Source organism: Pseudomonas sp. R11-23-07, from assembly GCF_003852295.1.
Taxonomy (GTDB): domain Bacteria; phylum Pseudomonadota; class Gammaproteobacteria; order Pseudomonadales; family Pseudomonadaceae; genus Aquipseudomonas.
Genome location: NZ_CP027761.1, coordinates 3,315,104 through 3,331,294 on the forward strand (window position 1 = coordinate 3,315,104; position 16,191 = coordinate 3,331,294).

A 16,191-nucleotide genomic window follows, 5' to 3' on the forward strand; every position below is an offset into this window, starting at 1 on the left:
GATTTGACCCATGTTCAAATATATTGGCGACATCGTTAAGGGTACCGGTACCCAATTGCGAAGCCTGGTGATGGTGTTCGGTCACGGCTTTCGCAAACGCGACACCCTGCAATACCCGGAAGAAGCGGTATACCTGCCGCCGCGCTATCGCGGCCGCATCGTGCTCACCCGCGATCCCGATGGCGAAGAGCGTTGCGTCGCCTGCAACCTGTGCGCCGTGGCGTGCCCGGTGGGTTGTATCTCCCTGCAGAAAGCTGAAACCGAAGACGGTCGCTGGTACCCGGACTTCTTCCGCATCAACTTCTCGCGCTGCATTTTCTGCGGCCTCTGCGAGGAAGCTTGCCCGACCACCGCGATCCAGCTCACACCGGATTTCGAGATGGCCGAGTTCAAACGTCAGGACCTGGTGTACGAGAAAGAAGATCTTTTGATTTCCGGTCCCGGTAAAAACCCTGATTACAACTTCTATCGTGTTGCAGGTATGGCCGTTGCCGGTAAGCCCAAGGGCGCCGCACAAAACGAAGCCGAGCCGATCAACGTGAAGAGCTTGCTGCCTTAAGGAAGAAAGATGGAATTCGCTTTCTATTTCGCATCGGGTATTGCAGTGGTGTCCACGCTTCGCGTGATCACCAACACCAACCCCGTGCACGCCCTGCTCTACCTGATCATTTCGCTGATCGCCGTGGCCATGACCTTTTTCGCCCTCGGCGCACCGTTCGCCGGTGTGCTGGAAGTGATCGCCTACGCCGGCGCCATCATGGTGCTGTTCGTGTTTGTGGTGATGATGCTCAACCTCGGGCCGGCCTCGGTCGCCCAGGAACGCGTCTGGCTCAAGCCCGGCATCTGGCTCGGCCCGGTCGTGCTGGCAGCGCTGCTGCTGGGTGAACTGCTGTATGTGCTGTTCGCTCACCAGAGCGGCCAGGCCATCGGCCACACCACCGTAGACGCGAAAGCCGTGGGCGTCAGCCTGTTCGGCCCATACCTGCTGGTGGTCGAACTGGCGTCGATGCTGCTGCTCGCCGCAGCCATCACCGCCTTCCACTTGGGCCGCAACGAAGCCAAGGAGCAATGACGATGCCTGCTATCCCTTTGGAGCATGGTCTGGCGGTCGCCGGCATCCTGTTCTGCCTTGGCCTGGTCGGCCTGATGGTTCGCCGTAACATTCTGTTCGTGTTGATGAGCCTGGAAATCATGATGAACGCTGCCGCACTGGCGTTCATCGTGGCGGGTGCGCGTTGGGGCCAGCCGGATGGACAAGTCATGTTCATCCTGGTGATCAGCCTGGCAGCCGCCGAGGCCAGTATCGGCCTGGCGATCCTGCTGCAACTGTATCGTCGCTTCCACACGCTTGATATCGACGCTGCCAGTGAGATGCGCGGATGAACATGATCTTTCTGACTTTCGTATTTCCCCTGATCGGTTTCCTGCTGCTGTCGTTCTCTCGCGGACGCTGGTCGGAAAACCTCTCGGCCCTGATCGGCGTCGGCTCGATCGGCCTGTCGGCCATCGTGGCGGCCTACGTCATCTGGCAATTCAACGTGGCGCCGCCGGAAGGCGGTCATTACACCCTGGTGCTGTGGCAGTGGATGTCGGTGGAAGGCTTCAAGCCCAACTTCGCCCTCTACGTCGACGGCCTGTCGATCACCATGCTCGGCGTGGTGGTGGGTGTAGGCTTTCTGATCCACCTGTTCGCGTCCTGGTACATGCGCGGTGAAGCGGGCTACTCGCGCTTTTTCTCGTACACCAACCTGTTCATCGCCAGCATGCTGTTCCTGGTGCTCGGCGATAACCTGTTGTTCCTGTACTTCGGCTGGGAAGGCGTGGGCCTGTGCTCGTACCTGTTGATCGGTTTCTACTACAGCAACCGCAACAACGGTAACGCGGCACTCAAGGCCTTCATCGTCACCCGCATCGGCGATGTGTTCATGGCCATCGGCCTGTTCATCCTGTTCCAACAGGTGGGCACGCTGAACATCCAGGAACTGCTGGTGCTGGCACCGCAGAAATTCCAGGTCGGCGATTTCTGGATCACCCTGGCCACCCTGATGCTGCTGGGCGGCGCCGTGGGTAAATCCGCGCAACTGCCACTGCAAACCTGGTTGGCGGACGCGATGGCCGGTCCTACCCCGGTATCGGCATTGATCCACGCCGCGACCATGGTGACCGCCGGCGTCTACCTGATCGCGCGTACCCACGGCCTGTTCACCCTGGCGCCGGACATCCTGCATCTGGTAGGCATCGTCGGTGGCGTGACCCTGGTGCTGGCCGGCTTCGCCGCGCTGGTGCAGACCGACATCAAGCGCATCCTCGCCTACTCGACCATGAGCCAGATCGGCTACATGTTCCTGGCCCTGGGCGTCGGCGCCTGGGACGCGGCGATCTTCCACCTGATGACCCACGCCTTCTTCAAGGCCCTGCTGTTCCTTGCTTCCGGTGCGGTGATCGTGGCCTGCCACCACGAGCAGAACATCTTCAAGATGGGTGGCCTGTGGAAGAAACTGCCGTTGGCCTACGCCAGCTTCATCGTCGGCGGAGCCGCGCTCGCCGCCCTGCCGCTGGTGACCGCCGGTTTCTACTCCAAAGACGAGATCCTCTGGGAAGCCTTTGCCAGCGGTAACCAGAACCTGCTGTACGCAGGCCTGGTGGGTGCGTTCATGACCTCGCTGTACACCTTCCGCCTGATCTTCATCACCTTCCACGGTGAAGCCAAGACCGAAGCGCACGCAGGCCACGGCATCTCCCACTGGTTGCCACTGTCGGTGCTGATCATCCTGTCGACCTTCATCGGCGCCCTGATCACTCCGCCACTGGCCGGTGTACTGCCGGAAAGCGTCGGCCATGCCGGCGGCGAAGCCAAGCACAGCCTGGAAATCGCCTCCGGCGCCATTGCCATCGCCGGTATCCTGCTGGCGGCCCTGTTGTTCCTCGGCAAGCGTCGCTTCGTCAGCGCCGTGGCCAACAGCGGTATCGGCCGCTTCCTGTCGGCCTGGTGGTTCGCTGCCTGGGGCTTCGATTGGATCTACGACAAACTGTTCGTCAAACCTTACCTTGCGATCAGCCACGTGCTGCGCAAAGACCCGCTCGACCAGACCATCGGTTTGATCCCGCGCGCCGCCAAGGCCGGTCACACCGCCCTGAGCCGCAGCGAGACCGGCCAATTGCGTTGGTATGCGGCGTCCATGGCAGTGGGTGCCGTGCTGGTGATCGGCGCCATCGTCGTGGTGGCGGTCTGACTATGTTTAAGTGCACTGCGTACTTTGCGAACTTGCGAAAGGAAACGAGCCCGTCATGATTCTGCCCTGGCTAATCCTGATCCCCTTTATCGGCGGCCTGCTCTGCTGGATGGGTGAACGCTTCGGCGCCACCCTCCCCCGCTGGATTGCGTTGCTGACCATGTCCCTGGAACTCGCGCTCGGCCTCTGGCTGTGGGCCCATGGCGACTATTCATTCGCCCCCGCTCCGGGTGTCGATCCGACCTTCGCGCTTGAATTCAAGCACGTGTGGATCCAGCGCTTCGGCATCAACGTGCACTTGGCCCTCGACGGCCTGTCGCTGTTGATGATCCTGCTGACCGGCCTGCTGGGTATCCTCTCGGTACTCTGCTCCTGGAAAGAAATCCAGCGTCACGTGGGCTTCTTCCACCTGAACCTGATGTGGATCCTGGGCGGCGTTGTCGGCGTGTTCCTGGCGCTGGACCTGTTCATGTTCTTCTTCTTCTGGGAAATGATGCTGGTGCCGATGTACTTCCTCATCGCGCTCTGGGGTCACAGTTCTTCGGACGGCAAGAAAACCCGGATCTACGCGGCGACCAAGTTCTTCATCTTCACCCAGGCTTCCGGCCTGATCATGTTGGTGGCGATCCTGGGCCTGGTACTGGTCAACTTCAACAACACCGGCGTGATTACCTTCAACTACGCCGACCTGTTGAAAACCAAGATGTCCCTGACCACCGAGTACGTGCTGATGCTGGGCTTCTTCATCGCCTTCGCGGTGAAGCTGCCGGTGGTGCCGTTTCACTCCTGGTTGCCTGACGCCCACGCCCAGGCGCCGACCGCCGGCTCCGTGGACCTGGCCGGTATCCTGCTGAAAACCGCTGCCTACGGCCTGCTGCGTTTCGCCCTGCCGCTGTTCCCGAATGCCTCGGCCGAGTTCGCGCCGATCGCCATGACCCTGGGTCTGATCGGGATCTTCTACGGTGCGTTCCTGGCCTTCGCGCAAACCGACATCAAGCGCCTGATCGCCTTCTCGTCCGTTTCCCACATGGGTTTCGTACTGATCGGCATCTACTCCGGCAGCCAACTGGCGCTGCAGGGCGCGGTGATCCAGATGTTGGCCCACGGTGTCTCGGCCGCTGCACTCTTTATCCTGAGTGGCCAGTTGTATGAGCGCCTGCACACCCGTGACATGCGTGAAATGGGTGGGGTGTGGTCGCGCATCGCGTACCTGCCGGCAATCAGCCTGTTCTTCGCCGCCGCATCGCTGGGCTTGCCGGGTACCGGCAACTTCATCGGCGAGTTCCTGATCCTGATGGGTGCCTTCGTGCAGACGCCGTGGATCAGCGCCATTGCTACCTCCGGCCTGGTGTTCGGTTCGGTCTACTCGCTGATCATGATCCACCGCGCCTACTTCGGCCCGGCCAAGTCCGACACCGTCCTGCAAGGGATGGATGCGCGCGAACTGATCATGGTGCTCGGCCTGGCGGTACTGCTGATCTACATCGGCGTATACCCACAGCCGTTCCTGGACACTTCTGCCGCAACGATGCATGGCGTGCAGCAGTGGTTCGGCACCGCCTTCTCTCAACTCGCTTCGGCCCGGTAAGAGCGCTATGGAATTCACGATCCAACACTTTATCGCGCTTGCGCCGCTGCTGATCACCAGCCTCACCATCGTGGTGGTGATGCTGGCGATCGCCTGGCGCCGCAATCATTCGCAAACGTTCCTGCTGTCCTGCGCCGGGTTGAACCTGGCCCTGCTGTCGATCATCCCGGCCCTAAAGGTCGCACCACTGGCGGTCACGCCATTGATGATGGTCGATGACTTCGCGCTGCTGTATATCGCGCTGATCCTGGTCGCGACCCTGGCCTGCGTCACCCTCGCCCACGCCTACCTCGGCGAAGGCGGCACCGGCTACCCAGGCAACAAGGAAGAGCTGTACCTGCTGATCCTGCTGGCTGCGGCCGGCGGTATCGTGCTGGTCAGCGCGCAGCACCTGGCCGGCTTGTTCATCGGCCTGGAACTGCTGTCGATCCCGACCTACGGCCTGGTGGCCTACGCCTTCTTCAACAAGCGCTCCCTGGAAGCCGGCATCAAGTACATGGTGCTGTCGGCCGCCGGTTCCGCGTTCCTGTTGTTCGGCATGGCGCTGCTCTACGCCGAAGCCGGCAGCTTGAGCTTCACCGGTATCGGCCACGCCCTGGCCGCCACCAACAGCCCGGCGCCGATTGCCCAACTGGGCCTGGCGATGATGCTGATCGGCCTGGCGTTCAAGCTCTCCTTGGTGCCGTTCCACCTGTGGACCCCGGACGTGTACGAAGGCGCCCCGGCGCCTGTGGCCGCGTTCCTGGCCACTGCGTCGAAAGTGGCGGTGTTTGCGGTGATGGTGCGTCTGTTCCAGATCTCGCCTGCCGCCAATACCGGCGTGCTGAGCAATGTACTGACTGTGATTGCCATCGCGTCGATCCTGTTCGGCAACCTGCTGGCGCTGACCCAGAACAACCTCAAGCGTCTGCTGGGTTACTCGTCCATCGCTCACTTCGGCTACCTGCTGATCGCCCTGGTGGCGAGCAAAGGCCTGGCCGTGGAGGCCATCGGCGTGTACCTGGTCACCTACGTGATCACCAGCCTTGGTGCATTCGGGGTGATTACGCTGATGTCCTCGCCATACAAAGGCCGTGATGCCGACGCCCTGTACGAATACCGCGGCCTGTTCTGGCGCCGTCCGTACCTGACCGCCGTACTCACCGTGATGATGCTGTCCCTGGCGGGTATCCCGCTGACTGCCGGCTTTATCGGCAAGTTCTACATCGTCGCCACCGGCGTCGAGGCCCACCAGTGGTGGCTGGTCGCATCCCTGGTCCTGGGCAGCGCCATCGGCGTGTTCTACTACCTGCGCGTGATGGTCACTCTGTACCTGATCGAGCCGAACCTGCGCCGTGTGGATGCCGAGCTGCATTGGGAACAGAAGGCAGGCGGCGTGATGCTGCTGGCCATCGCCCTGCTCGCCTTCTTCCTGGGCGTGTACCCGCAACCGTTGCTGACGTTGGTGCAGCATGCGGTGCTGGGGGTTTGATCGCTTAGGTTGATGCAGTAAACAGAACGGCGCCTTCGGGCGCCGTTTTTGCGTTTCAGGGGGGAACACATTAGAGATGCAGTGCAACCACTATCGCCTTCGCGGGCAAGCCCACTCCACATTTGGAATGCACTCCCCTAGGGGGAGTGGGCTTGCCCTGCTAATGCCAGTCAGTTAAGGCTTTTTGTAGGAGCGAGGCTAGCCCTTGCTCGCGAAAAACTCACAGCCACCGCGTTCATTCAGAAAGCACGCGTTATCGTTGACGCTTTTCGCGAGCAAGCTCGCTCCTACAGACGGCGGTGTACGCTTAACCGACTGGCATTAGGGCTTCGCTACAGAACTGTTTGACTCAATACAGGGAGGGATACTCTGAGCTAACGGCCACGGGCAAAAAAACGCCCCGACCCATATCGGAGCGTTTTTATGATCGTTCCCACGCTCTGCGTGGGAATGCCACCCGGGACGCTCCGCGTCCTGCTTTAAGCGCAAGATCCGGCACTTGCGCAAGGGTGACGCGGAGCGTCCCGGGATGCATTCCCACGCGGAGCGGGGGAACGATCAACTGGGCTGATCTGAAACAGCTGCAAAAAAAACGCCCCGAATGTTCGGGGCGTTTTTATAGTGCAATAACGTCAGAACGCGATACCGACCTTCAAACCATACTCATCACGCTTGAGCTTGGTGTTGTCAGCGACATAGGAGTCGTCATCGAGCTTATACTCGGTGCGGGTGTAGTAAAGGCCCGCCATCACCGGCAGATCGCCCTTCTGGTTCATCAGCAGGCTCACTTCGGCGTATGGGTTGGTGCGGTCCTTGAGGTCCACGCTGTCGCTGCCGACGCCATCCACCTTGAGTTTGGCGCGACCATCGATGGTATGACGGGCGCCGGCTTCAACGCGCAGGGTCATGTCATCGAACTGGTGGTTGTAGCCCAGGGCTGCCTTGGCGAACGGCGACTTGTTGGTGAGCTTCATGTCGTAGCCATTGGTGTCCGGCTCATAACGGGTCCAGGTGTAGCCACCGCCGACGATCACATCGACAAAGTTGCGCGCATCCAGCGCGGCACGCCAGCCGAGGTCGAGGTCGGCCTGGCCTTCCTTGAGTTTGTTGTCGCTTTTCTCACCGTACTTGGCTTCGATACCGGCCTGGTAGATAAAGCCGGATTCAGCGGTGAGCTTGTTGCCGAAGTTGTAGAACAGGCCCGCTTCGGGCATGTGCTCCTTGTCGCTGTCGCTACCGCCTTCGAGTTTGAAGTCGTTATAGCTGCCGAGAATCCCGAAGGTGGAAATCGGGTCGGTGGACGGCGCAGCGAACACCACGGTTGGCGCGGCCACCAGGGCCAGCAACGAGGTGTTCTTGAGAAATTTTCCGAATAGTTTGGACATCGTTTACATCTCCATTTTTGAGTGGGCAAAGTATTCAGGAATCGGTTCGAACCTTGGCGGTTGCAAAAAGTTCGAACGGATTTGCACCAAAATGGACAAAAAACGGTTCAGCGAAGGCTCTAGGTCAATACTCTTCGCTATCGGCCAGGAGCCAGTGTTCAAGTCCACGCGCAAGTGCCGCTGCGAATTGTGATTTTGAATGAACCTTTCCGCGCGCCTACCTATCCATCTATAACAAGACAGGGAGGCAACATGAGTACCGCTAAGATCTACACCATCCACTATCAACTGCACGGTAAACCCAAGTCTTTCGTGGTACGCGCCGAGGTGATGAACAGCACCGAAGCCTGGCATTGGGCGGCCGTCGATGCCGACATCGCGCACGTCAGCCGCATCGGCCGCGTGGGGCACGAACAGGTGAAGAAAACCACCCGGCCCTGGGCTGAAAAGTACGGCATCACTGACGTGAGCTGGAACCCTCCAAAATAAGCCCCTCCAAATAAACAAAGCCCCGCAAATTGCGGGGCTTGGTTCACTTCTTCAAGTCGCCCAGCGGATCGTAGGGCGGCTTTTTTTCCGGCTGCTCTTTTTGCTTGTCCAGCGGCGCGATGGCCGGGCCGACGGGGTCGACCTGCGGGTCAGCCAGGTCAGGCGAGTCAGGGTCGAAACCCAACTCATCGTTACCGCTGGCGTGTTCGTCGGAACGCGGGCCGTTCGGGGGATTACTCATGAAGACCTCCTTGCTTACAACGGGCGGGCTTTGTCGTGAAGGGTTTCCAGGTCGTGTTCGACCCGCTCCACGTCGTCGTTGTCTTGACGCTCCGCCGGATCATTGGGGCGCAGTGCATCGTTATCGCGCTCCTCTTCACCGGGCGTTCGATCAGGATCAGGCGTGCCAGGTGGCGGTTGCTTGTGTTCGGACATGATGACTTACCTCATGGGGACTTCACGGATTTAGAGGAACCCCCTGTGGCCATCGTTCAACTTGATTGCTTCAAGCATGAGAAGATGCCCTCCCGTGCTGGAGGCCCGACCCGATGTTCGAACTCAAACCCTGTGACCCCGCTGTCTACCGGCAGCAGACCCGCCGCAGCACGCTGATCGTCGCTGTGGTGTTCCTGGCCCTGGCGATGTTGCTGTCGAGCCTGGCGGTGATGCTGTTCGGTGAACCGGGCGGTGATAACTTACGCTTCAATGTCGGCGGGGTGTTTGCCGGAGTGTTGATCACTGTCGCCCTGGTGCGCGGCCCGTTCTGGAACCAGGCGTGGTTGGCGCCGGCGGTATACGGCTGGCAGCTCAAGCGCAGCCTGATGAGCGTGACCAATGTGATGCATAAGGTCAGCGAACGGGTCCAGGCCAATGACCCCAGCGCGATCAAGCTGCTGCGCTTCTACCACCTGGGGCTGACGCAGATGCATGCCCTGGATGCCAACTCCAGCGCCCAGGCGCAACTGGCCGGTGAGATCGACGCGCATGCGGCGAAAATGCAGGCACTGGGCATCGATACCGAACAAACCCGCCTCGATCCCGCTTGGCTACAGCTATAAAGGCTGATCCGTGCGTTTATAGGGCAATAAACGCAGGCCGCTGGCCACGGCCCCGGCCAGCGCGAACACGCACCCCAGCCACAGCGCGTATTGCGGGCCACTGTCCACGAACAGATGAAAACACAACGCTACCAACGATGCGCCCAACGTCTGCCCCAGCAGCCGCGAGATCGCTACGATGCCACTGGCCCCGCCGCTGCGAGCCAACGGTGCGCTGGTCATCAAGGCCTTGAGGTTGGGCGACTGGAAAAAGCCGAAACCGGCGCCGCAGAGGGCCATGCGCCAGCCGATCTCGAAGGCCGAGGCGTCAGTGCCCAAGGTGGCCAGCGCGGCCATGCCGACGCTGAGCATCAACAAACCAATGCCACACAGCAGGCCCAGTGACACACGATCGGCCAGGCGCCCTGCGATCAAAGCCATGACCGCCACCACGGCCGGCCACGGTGTCATCAGAAAACCAGTTTCCACTTGGCTGTGGCCCAGCGTCGTTTGCAACAGAAACGGCAGCGCCACAAACGCCAGCCCCTGGGCACTGAAGGCACAGATCGCCGTCAACGAAGACAATGCAAACACCGGGCGCTTGAACAAATCCACCGCCAGCATCGGCGCCGGGTGCCCGGCCTCGCGGCGCAGCAGCAACGCGCCGAACACCAGCGCCAGCGCGATCAGCCCCAGGGTCAGCGCGCCCTGTGCGCCATGCACGGCGGCGCCCAGTCCCAAGACCAGCAAAGCGAACAAGCCTGCGCACAACAGCGCCGCCAAGCGGTCGAAAGCGTGACCCATGATTGGCAGCACGGGTAACGAACGCAGGCCCAGGCCGAGGGCCAGCAGCCCCAACGGCACATTGATCAGGTACAGCCAGTGCCAGGTGGCGACCGAAAGGATCGCCGACGCCGCGGTGGGACCCAAGGTGAACGCCAGTCCCACCACCAGCGAGTTATAGCCCAGGCCACGCCCGAGCATGTTTGCGGGGTAGATATGCCGCAGCAACGCGGTGTTGACGCTCATCAGCGCCGCCGCCCCCAGGCCTTGCGCCACCCGCGCGGCGGTCAGGGTCAGCAGCGAATCGGCCAGCCCGCACAACAACGACGAAACAATGAACAGCAGCAACCCGCCCAGGTACACGCGGCGATGCCCCAGTACATCGCTCAGCGCCGCGAACGGCAGCACCGTCGCGACAATCGCCAACTGGTAGGCGTTGACCACCCAGATCACCGAAGCCGAGTCAGTGCCAATACCCTCCGCCAGCGTCGGCAAGGCGGTATTGACGATGGCGGTGTCGAGGGTCGCCATGCCGATCCCCAAGGACAGGGCAATCACGGCCGGCAAGCGTTTGTTGAGGGGCAGCCCATCGGCAACAGAAGACATGAACGATCCGCACGGGTGGCAAGGGCGGTTAGATTACGGCCAGTGCAGATTTTTTTCAGCGGTCATTGGCGTGGCTGTCAATTTTTTCATGTTCGCCGAGGCCAGGCCTGGCCCGGATCAATAGGTGATCTGGACGGTGGTAACGGACGGGCTCATGCAGCGATTACAGGCTAACTGATCAGCCGCCATCTGCGGATTCCAAGGGCCAATCACGCCGTCGCGCTTGCCGTTGTCATCCACTGAATCCAGCGCCTTCAGGACGTTGTCACGTTTGAGTACTTCGCGGGCCAGTTGGGTTTCATTGTCTTTTTGCGCGTCGCCCGTCAGCGAACGTCCCGCCACTTCACGGATTTTGTCCGTGGTTGCATTCGCAGTGGTCGGGTGTTTGAACGCCTGGAAGTTGTCACCAAACGCCTTGGCCAGATCCGAATCCGACATCTTCGAATACTGGTTGGGGGACGGACGTGCCGGCGCGGCGTGCGACACGGAAATGCTTGAGATCAGCATGGTTAAGTGCTCCTGGAAGTTTGCCGAGGTCGCTGTTCTGTGGCCAGCGACCATCGGTCAGTTCCAAGGCTTCAGGGGGCAAGCTGTCACCTGTGGATCGGCGTAGCCGGGGTAATCGCGCTCAGGTCCAAATGCCCCTGTTTCAACGGCGGGCACCAGTAGTAGCCACCGGTCAACGGTGTGCTGATGCGATACAAGCCATCGACAATCCCGTCTTCCAGGCCACTCATGCGGCGCAGTTGCGCTTCGAATGCATCGAAGGAATGCCCGAACGCGAGAAACATCAGCCCCGCCTGGCCGTTCTCGGCCCATGGCATCGAACGACGCACCACGAAGGCCTCCGGGGTGAAGCTTTCCTGGGCGGTGCGCTTGGTGTGGGCAAATTGGGGGGCGTCGTCGAGCTCTTCGTTGTCACCATGGCGGCGGCCGATGATGTGGTCGCGCTCCTGGGCAGGCAGCGCAGCGAAACCGTCGAGGTCGTGCTGCCATTGCTGGATAGCGGCGAAGCTGGCGCCGCTGTCCGTCAGGGCCGCTTCAACGGCCGCGTCGTCGTGAGGGTTTTCGGTGCCGTCTTCGTAGTCGGTCAGGTCGAAACCGGTCTTGTAGCGAAAGCCTTCGGTCATTTGTACCAGGCGCAACGCCGGCGCCAGGGCTTTTTCGAACGCGCGACTGCGCAGCAACAACTCACCCCGGTCCACGCCATGCAGCCATACCCACAGGGCCTGCTGGGTGGAGGGGTTATGCGCGCCGGGGCCGCTGAGGGCCGGGAAGCTACGCAAGCCTTCGACGCGTGCACCCAATGCGTTTACCAGCGGCTCACCGAAACCGACCACCGCCGCGGAATCCGTCAACTGCACCAGTGCGTCCAGCGCAGCGGGCAAGGCCTGTGGTGACTCAATGGCAAAAAACAGATGGCGTGCCTGCAACGGCACCGGTGCGGCAAGAATGCCCGGCTGGTACTGACTCATGTGAACTCCTTCAAGAAAGCCGCGCAGTTTATCCCGAAGCACCCGGAATGCGCAGGGGAAAGCGCGCAAGCCTTGCCATAGAGCCCTGGTATGGGTGACTCTCTAGTCATGTTTTGCAACTATTCCAGGGGTAGCGCCATGACCACCAGTAACCTGCTCGCCCAGTTGTTTCCCGCCTCCACCGCCGACATTCCCGAGCCATTTCGCCTGGGCGCGCCGATTGAACAGCGTGATTACCTGGTCGACGGCCAGTTGCGGGTGTGGAATGGCCCGTTGGCGCGCATCCAAAGCCCGGTGCAACTTGGCGATGAACGCGTGCACATCGGCAGTACCCCGCTTCTGGACGCCGAGACCGCCCTCACCGCCCTCGACGCAGCCGTGCGCGCGTACGACCGGGGCCAGGGTGAATGGCCGACTTTGCGCGTGGCCGAGCGCATCCAGCATGTGGAAGCCTTCCTGCGGCGCATGCGCGAACAGCGCGACGCGGTGGTCAAGCTGCTGATGTGGGAGATCGGCAAGAACCTCAAGGACTCGCAGAAAGAGTTCGACCGCACCTGTGACTACATCACCGACACCATCAACGCCCTCAAGGAACTCGACCGGCGCAGCAGCCGCTTCGAACTGGAACAGGACACCCTGGGGCAAATCCGCCGCGTACCGCTGGGCGTGGCGCTGTGCATGGGGCCTTATAACTACCCGCTCAACGAGACCTTCACCACGCTGATCCCGGCGCTGATCATGGGCAATACCGTGGTGTTCAAGCCGGCCAAGCTCGGCGTGCTGTTGATCCGCCCGTTGCTGGAAGCGTTCCGCGACAGCTTCCCGGCCGGGGTGATCAACGTGATCTACGGCAGCGGCCGCGAAACCGTCAGCGCGCTGATGGCCAGTGGCAAGATCGATATCTTTGCCTTCATCGGCACCAACAAAGCCGCCAGCGACCTGAAAAAACTGCATCCAAAACCCCACCGCCTGCGCGCCGCATTGGGCCTGGATGCGAAAAACCCCGGCATCGTGCTGCCCGAGGTCGACCTTGATAACGCGGTCAGCGAAGCGCTCACCGGCTCGCTGTCGTTCAACGGCCAACGCTGCACCGCGTTGAAAATCCTGTTTGTGCACGCGGATGTGGTCGATAGCTTTATCGAGAAGTTCAACGCCAAGCTAGCGACGCTCAAGCCCGGTATGCCTTGGGACGATGGCGTAGCGCTGACGCCGCTGCCAGAAGTGGGCAAGGTGGATTATCTCAACGAACTGGTGGCCGATGCGGAGCGGCACGGCGCCAAGGTTGTCAACGCCGAAGGTGGCAGCAGCCGTGGGTCGTTCTTCTACCCGGCGGTGCTATACCCGGTGAGCCCGCAGATGCGCGTGTACCATGAAGAACAATTCGGCCCCGTCGTGCCGATCGTGCCCTACCGTGACCTGGATACCGTGATCGATTACGTGCTGGACTCTGATTTCGGCCAGCAGTTGAGCATTTTCGGTACCAACCCCGTCGAGGTCGGACGCCTGGTGGATACCTTCGCCAACCAGGTCGGCCGGATCAATATCAACGCCCAGTGCCAACGCGGGCCGGACACCTTCCCCTTCAACGGGCGCAAGAACTCGGCCGAGGGCACGTTGTCGGTACATGACGCGCTGCGTGTGTTCTCGATCCGCACCTTGGTCGCGACCAAGTTCCAGGAGAGCAACAAGGCGTTGCTCAGCGATATCCTGCGCAACCGTGACTCGAGCTTCATCAGCACCGACTACATTTTCTAAGCACAACGCCGATCTGAATGTGGGAGGGGGCTTGCCCCCGATGGCGGTGGATCAGTAAAGAGTCTGTTAGCTGACACACCGTCATCGGGGGCAAGCCCCCTCCCACATTGTTTGACCGAGTTTACCCTGATGGATGAGGCCCCTTTACTACCGATGAACCTGCCTATGCTCGCCCGGCGCCTGCTGCGCCCTGTGCTCGACCCGTACCGCCGCTATCGCCATGCCAAGCTGATCCACGCGGTACGCGTGTCCATCGGCTTGCTGGCGACGATCCTGCTGACCACCGGCATCAACCTGCCCCATGGTGAGTGGGCGTCGGTGACCATGCTGATCGTGATCGGCGGGTTGCAGCACCACGGCAATATCGGCAAGAAAGCCGTGGAGCGCGCCTACGGTACGTTGATCGGGGCCAGCGTCGGCTTGTTGGTGGTGGTGCAACATGCCTGGCTGGGTATGCCGCTGCTCACCTACTTATTGATGTCGGCGGTGTGTGGGTTCTTTTCCTACCACGCCATCGGCAAGGGCGGCTATATCGCGCTGCTGTCGGCGATCACGGTGTTCATCGTGGCCGGGCACGGCGACAACCCGATCTCGGATGGGTTGTGGCGCACCGTCGACATCCTGATCGGCATCGCGCTGGCCCTGGCGTTTTCCTTCGCCCTGCCGTTGTACGCGGTGTACTCGTGGCGCTACAACCTGGCCAGTGCCTTGCGCGATTGTGCAGCGATCTACAGCCGGATCATCAATGGCCAATCGGTCACCGATGACGAACACCTCAAACTCCTCAACCGCTTGAACGCGGCCATGCTGCAACTGCGCTCGCTGATGCCGTCGGTGTCCAAGGAAGTGCGAATTTCCATGACCGAGCTGGATAAACTCCAGCGGCACCTGCGCATGTGCATCAGCACCCTGGAGATTCTTGGCAATACCCGACCGGACCCGCGTGATGAGCAAGCTACCGCGCGGATGCGCGTGATGCTCAAGGCCGAGCATCGGCAGATTCGGGTGCAGTTGGTGGGAATGGCACGGGCGTTGAAATCGGGCGTTACGGAGCGTCTGCAACGCCCCCATACCGCCAGCGGCACCCAAACCACACTGGATGCACCCGTATACAGTGCGCTGGATGGTTATCGATTGTTGACCGTACAACTGGCGGATAACGTGGATCAGATGCGCCAGCGGCTGGCGAAAAGTGCCCCTCGCTGGAAAATTTAGAGAAGGCCTTTGGGTAAATTTGCTCGCATTAACGTATTCACACTTTCTCTTACATATTTTTCACGTTTTATTCACAAGCCGAGACGTAGTGTGAAGCCTCATCCGTTACAAACGTTGCATATCAAGCCCGCCGCCCCAGCGGGCTTTTTTTTGCCCTGGATTTGACCTAGCGCGCAACCTTGCCGGCAGGCGTTGTTGCCTGCTCACGAATCGCCCGCTGGGTCTCCAGCACTTTGGCCAAGGCCGTTTCGGCCTCAGCGCTCTGCTGCGGCACACGAATGGCCGCCGATACCAGGGTGATCAACTTGGCCATCACTTCGGCATCCGTCGCCGGGCGCCCGAGGCTCATGGAGTTCATCAACAGGCGCAATTCAGTGCCGGCCATTACCCCGGAAATCGCCTTGAGCGCGAATTGCAGGCGCACGCCCAGTTCATTGCGTGGCAAATCCGGCAATGCCAGGGCGAACGCCTCGAAGAAACGCTGGAACACCGGCTGGTAATGCACCTTGAGGTATTCCTGGATAAACGGCGAGGTGTCGCTGTACACCCGACCGAGAAAACGGATGAAGGAACGCCCTTCCCCACTGGCTGGATCGCTGCGTTCCAGGCCCATGGCCGGGGCGAACAGCACGCCGAGCAGCGTGTCGCAGTCCAGCGGGCCATCGGATTCGGCCTCGCAACGCGCCAGCAATTCCAGGCGCTGCTCGTTGAGCGGCTCCAGGCGCTGCATCAGCAGGGTTTTCATCAGGGAGTCCTTGTCCCCGAAGTGATAGTTCACCGCAGCCAGGTTGACCTGGGCGCGCTCGGTAATCTGCCGTAATAAAACCGCGTCATATCCGTACTTAATAAAGAGCGCCTCTGTCGCATCCAGCAGTCGAGTCTTGGTAATGTTTGGAGCGCTGAGCTTCTTCGCGGCCATAAGGGTTCCACGGGGGAAATATTGTTTTAAAAAATAATTTGATTTTTTATACCGGGGCCTTCGTTCGAATGCAAGTAATGACACGGTGCCATATGAGCAAAAGCCTTGCATGCGCGAATATTCATGGCCGCCAACGAATTTTCAACCCTTCGCGAGGCCTGCGCAAACGTCGTCTCAACGCAGCAAACCGCTCTACATCCATAGCTGGCGAAGCGGATTGAACGCGGTTACTATT

At 60.7% G+C, this 16,191-nt stretch carries 17 protein-coding genes; 10 read left to right on the forward strand and 7 right to left on the reverse strand.

The features are described 5' to 3' along the window. Positions 1-10 precede the first annotated feature (10 nt). Genes nuoI through nuoN form a run of 6 tightly spaced genes read left to right on the forward strand, consistent with a single transcriptional unit; the run spans position 11 to position 6,292 of the window. Positions 11-559: an NADH-quinone oxidoreductase subunit NuoI gene (gene nuoI / locus C4J84_RS15120; protein ID WP_003174725.1), complete on the forward strand. Its 549-nt coding sequence runs from the start codon at positions 11-13 to the stop codon at positions 557-559. Positions 560-568: 9 nt separating this feature from the next. Further along, a complete protein-coding gene (gene nuoJ, locus C4J84_RS15125; protein ID WP_065884950.1) occupies positions 569-1,072 on the forward strand; it encodes an NADH-quinone oxidoreductase subunit J in 504 nt (167 codons plus the stop codon). Between the two features lie 2 nt (positions 1,073-1,074). Then, positions 1,075-1,383 carry an NADH-quinone oxidoreductase subunit NuoK gene (nuoK, locus tag C4J84_RS15130; RefSeq protein ID WP_003174727.1) on the forward strand — a complete coding sequence of 103 codons (309 nt, stop codon included), beginning with the start codon at positions 1,075-1,077 and terminating at the stop codon, positions 1,381-1,383. Next, a complete protein-coding gene (gene nuoL / locus C4J84_RS15135; RefSeq protein ID WP_124404549.1) occupies positions 1,380-3,233 on the forward strand; it encodes an NADH-quinone oxidoreductase subunit L in 1,854 nt (617 codons plus the stop codon). The genes nuoK and nuoL overlap by 4 nt, the downstream gene beginning before the upstream one ends. A 55-nt stretch (positions 3,234-3,288) precedes the next feature. Next, positions 3,289-4,821, forward strand: a complete 1,533-nt coding sequence (gene nuoM, locus C4J84_RS15140; RefSeq protein ID WP_025858974.1) for an NADH-quinone oxidoreductase subunit M — start codon at positions 3,289-3,291, stop codon at positions 4,819-4,821. A 7-nt stretch (positions 4,822-4,828) separates the two neighbouring features. Further along, positions 4,829-6,292, forward strand: coding sequence for an NADH-quinone oxidoreductase subunit NuoN (gene nuoN, locus C4J84_RS15145; protein WP_124367423.1), 1,464 nt, complete (start codon positions 4,829-4,831; stop codon positions 6,290-6,292). A 632-nt stretch (positions 6,293-6,924) separates the two neighbouring features. On the opposite strand, the gene C4J84_RS15150 is transcribed toward nuoN, so the two are convergent. Continuing rightward, positions 6,925-7,677 (reverse strand): outer membrane beta-barrel protein, encoded by a 753-nt coding sequence (locus tag C4J84_RS15150; protein WP_124371078.1) that lies wholly within the window; start codon positions 7,675-7,677, stop codon positions 6,925-6,927. A gap of 252 nt (positions 7,678-7,929) precedes the next feature. On the opposite strand from C4J84_RS15150, the gene C4J84_RS15155 reads away from it, so the two are divergent. Then, the gene (locus C4J84_RS15155) at positions 7,930-8,166 is read left to right on the forward strand and encodes a DUF6555 family protein (RefSeq protein WP_124363304.1); all 237 of its coding nucleotides are present in this window, start codon (positions 7,930-7,932) and stop codon (positions 8,164-8,166) included. Positions 8,167-8,209: 43 nt separating this feature from the next. On the opposite strand, the gene C4J84_RS15160 is transcribed toward C4J84_RS15155, so the two are convergent. Next, entirely contained in the window at positions 8,210-8,407 is a 198-nt protein-coding gene (locus C4J84_RS15160; RefSeq protein WP_124367427.1) for a DUF6021 family protein, read from the reverse strand. Positions 8,408-8,421: 14 nt separating this feature from the next. Next, positions 8,422-8,601, reverse strand: a complete 180-nt coding sequence (locus C4J84_RS15165) for a hypothetical protein (protein ID WP_124367428.1) — start codon at positions 8,599-8,601, stop codon at positions 8,422-8,424. 113 nt (positions 8,602-8,714) lie between these two features. Here C4J84_RS15165 and C4J84_RS15170 point away from each other — a divergent pair, with 113 nt between their 5' ends. Then, the gene (locus C4J84_RS15170; protein WP_124368982.1) at positions 8,715-9,224 is read left to right on the forward strand and encodes a DUF3087 family protein; all 510 of its coding nucleotides are present in this window, start codon (positions 8,715-8,717) and stop codon (positions 9,222-9,224) included. Here the strand turns inward: C4J84_RS15170 and C4J84_RS15175 are convergent. From C4J84_RS15175 to C4J84_RS15185, 3 genes are all read right to left on the reverse strand, one after another. Beyond that, positions 9,219-10,592: an MFS transporter gene (locus tag C4J84_RS15175; RefSeq protein WP_124363308.1), complete on the reverse strand. Its 1,374-nt coding sequence runs from the start codon at positions 10,590-10,592 to the stop codon at positions 9,219-9,221. The two genes, C4J84_RS15170 and C4J84_RS15175, sit on opposite strands and share 6 nt — an antisense overlap. A gap of 117 nt (positions 10,593-10,709) precedes the next feature. Further along, positions 10,710-11,099 carry a hypothetical protein gene (locus C4J84_RS15180; RefSeq protein ID WP_124407561.1) on the reverse strand — a complete coding sequence of 130 codons (390 nt, stop codon included), beginning with the start codon at positions 11,097-11,099 and terminating at the stop codon, positions 10,710-10,712. An 86-nt stretch (positions 11,100-11,185) separates the two neighbouring features. Beyond that, positions 11,186-12,067, reverse strand: coding sequence for a Dyp-type peroxidase (locus C4J84_RS15185; protein ID WP_124435646.1), 882 nt, complete (start codon positions 12,065-12,067; stop codon positions 11,186-11,188). Between the two features lie 138 nt (positions 12,068-12,205). On the opposite strand from C4J84_RS15185, the gene C4J84_RS15190 reads away from it, so the two are divergent. After that, the gene (locus tag C4J84_RS15190) at positions 12,206-13,822 is read left to right on the forward strand and encodes an NADP-dependent glyceraldehyde-3-phosphate dehydrogenase (RefSeq protein WP_124435647.1); all 1,617 of its coding nucleotides are present in this window, start codon (positions 12,206-12,208) and stop codon (positions 13,820-13,822) included. Between the two features lie 153 nt (positions 13,823-13,975). After that, on the forward strand, positions 13,976-15,037 hold the full coding sequence (locus C4J84_RS15195) for an FUSC family protein (RefSeq protein WP_124363311.1): 1,062 nt from the start codon (positions 13,976-13,978) through the stop codon (positions 15,035-15,037). Positions 15,038-15,203: 166 nt separating this feature from the next. Here the strand turns inward: C4J84_RS15195 and C4J84_RS15200 are convergent, their stop codons facing one another. Further along, entirely contained in the window at positions 15,204-15,956 is a 753-nt protein-coding gene (locus C4J84_RS15200) for a TetR/AcrR family transcriptional regulator (RefSeq protein WP_124367434.1), read from the reverse strand. Positions 15,957-16,191: the final 235 nt, after the last annotated feature.

Bases quoted from the DNA above. Each gene is read 5' to 3' on its own strand.
- nuoI (WP_003174725.1), top strand. From the start codon at position 11: ATGTTCAAATATATTGGCGACATCGTTAAGGGTACCGGTACCCAATTG.
- nuoJ (WP_065884950.1), top strand. From the start codon at position 569: ATGGAATTCGCTTTCTATTTCGCATCGGGTATTGCAGTGGTGTCCACG.
- nuoK (WP_003174727.1), top strand. From the start codon at position 1,075: ATGCCTGCTATCCCTTTGGAGCATGGTCTGGCGGTCGCCGGCATCCTG.
- nuoL (WP_124404549.1), top strand. From the start codon at position 1,380: ATGAACATGATCTTTCTGACTTTCGTATTTCCCCTGATCGGTTTCCTG.
- nuoM (WP_025858974.1), top strand. From the start codon at position 3,289: ATGATTCTGCCCTGGCTAATCCTGATCCCCTTTATCGGCGGCCTGCTC.
- nuoN (WP_124367423.1), top strand. From the start codon at position 4,829: ATGGAATTCACGATCCAACACTTTATCGCGCTTGCGCCGCTGCTGATC.
- C4J84_RS15150 (WP_124371078.1), bottom strand. From the start codon at position 7,677: ATGTCCAAACTATTCGGAAAATTTCTCAAGAACACCTCGTTGCTGGCC.
- C4J84_RS15155 (WP_124363304.1), top strand. From the start codon at position 7,930: ATGAGTACCGCTAAGATCTACACCATCCACTATCAACTGCACGGTAAA.
- C4J84_RS15160 (WP_124367427.1), bottom strand. From the start codon at position 8,407: ATGAGTAATCCCCCGAACGGCCCGCGTTCCGACGAACACGCCAGCGGT.
- C4J84_RS15165 (WP_124367428.1), bottom strand. From the start codon at position 8,601: ATGTCCGAACACAAGCAACCGCCACCTGGCACGCCTGATCCTGATCGA.
- C4J84_RS15170 (WP_124368982.1), top strand. From the start codon at position 8,715: ATGTTCGAACTCAAACCCTGTGACCCCGCTGTCTACCGGCAGCAGACC.
- C4J84_RS15175 (WP_124363308.1), bottom strand. From the start codon at position 10,592: ATGTCTTCTGTTGCCGATGGGCTGCCCCTCAACAAACGCTTGCCGGCC.
- C4J84_RS15180 (WP_124407561.1), bottom strand. From the start codon at position 11,099: ATGCTGATCTCAAGCATTTCCGTGTCGCACGCCGCGCCGGCACGTCCG.
- C4J84_RS15185 (WP_124435646.1), bottom strand. From the start codon at position 12,067: ATGAGTCAGTACCAGCCGGGCATTCTTGCCGCACCGGTGCCGTTGCAG.
- C4J84_RS15190 (WP_124435647.1), top strand. From the start codon at position 12,206: ATGACCACCAGTAACCTGCTCGCCCAGTTGTTTCCCGCCTCCACCGCC.
- C4J84_RS15195 (WP_124363311.1), top strand. From the start codon at position 13,976: ATGAACCTGCCTATGCTCGCCCGGCGCCTGCTGCGCCCTGTGCTCGAC.
- C4J84_RS15200 (WP_124367434.1), bottom strand. From the start codon at position 15,956: ATGGCCGCGAAGAAGCTCAGCGCTCCAAACATTACCAAGACTCGACTG.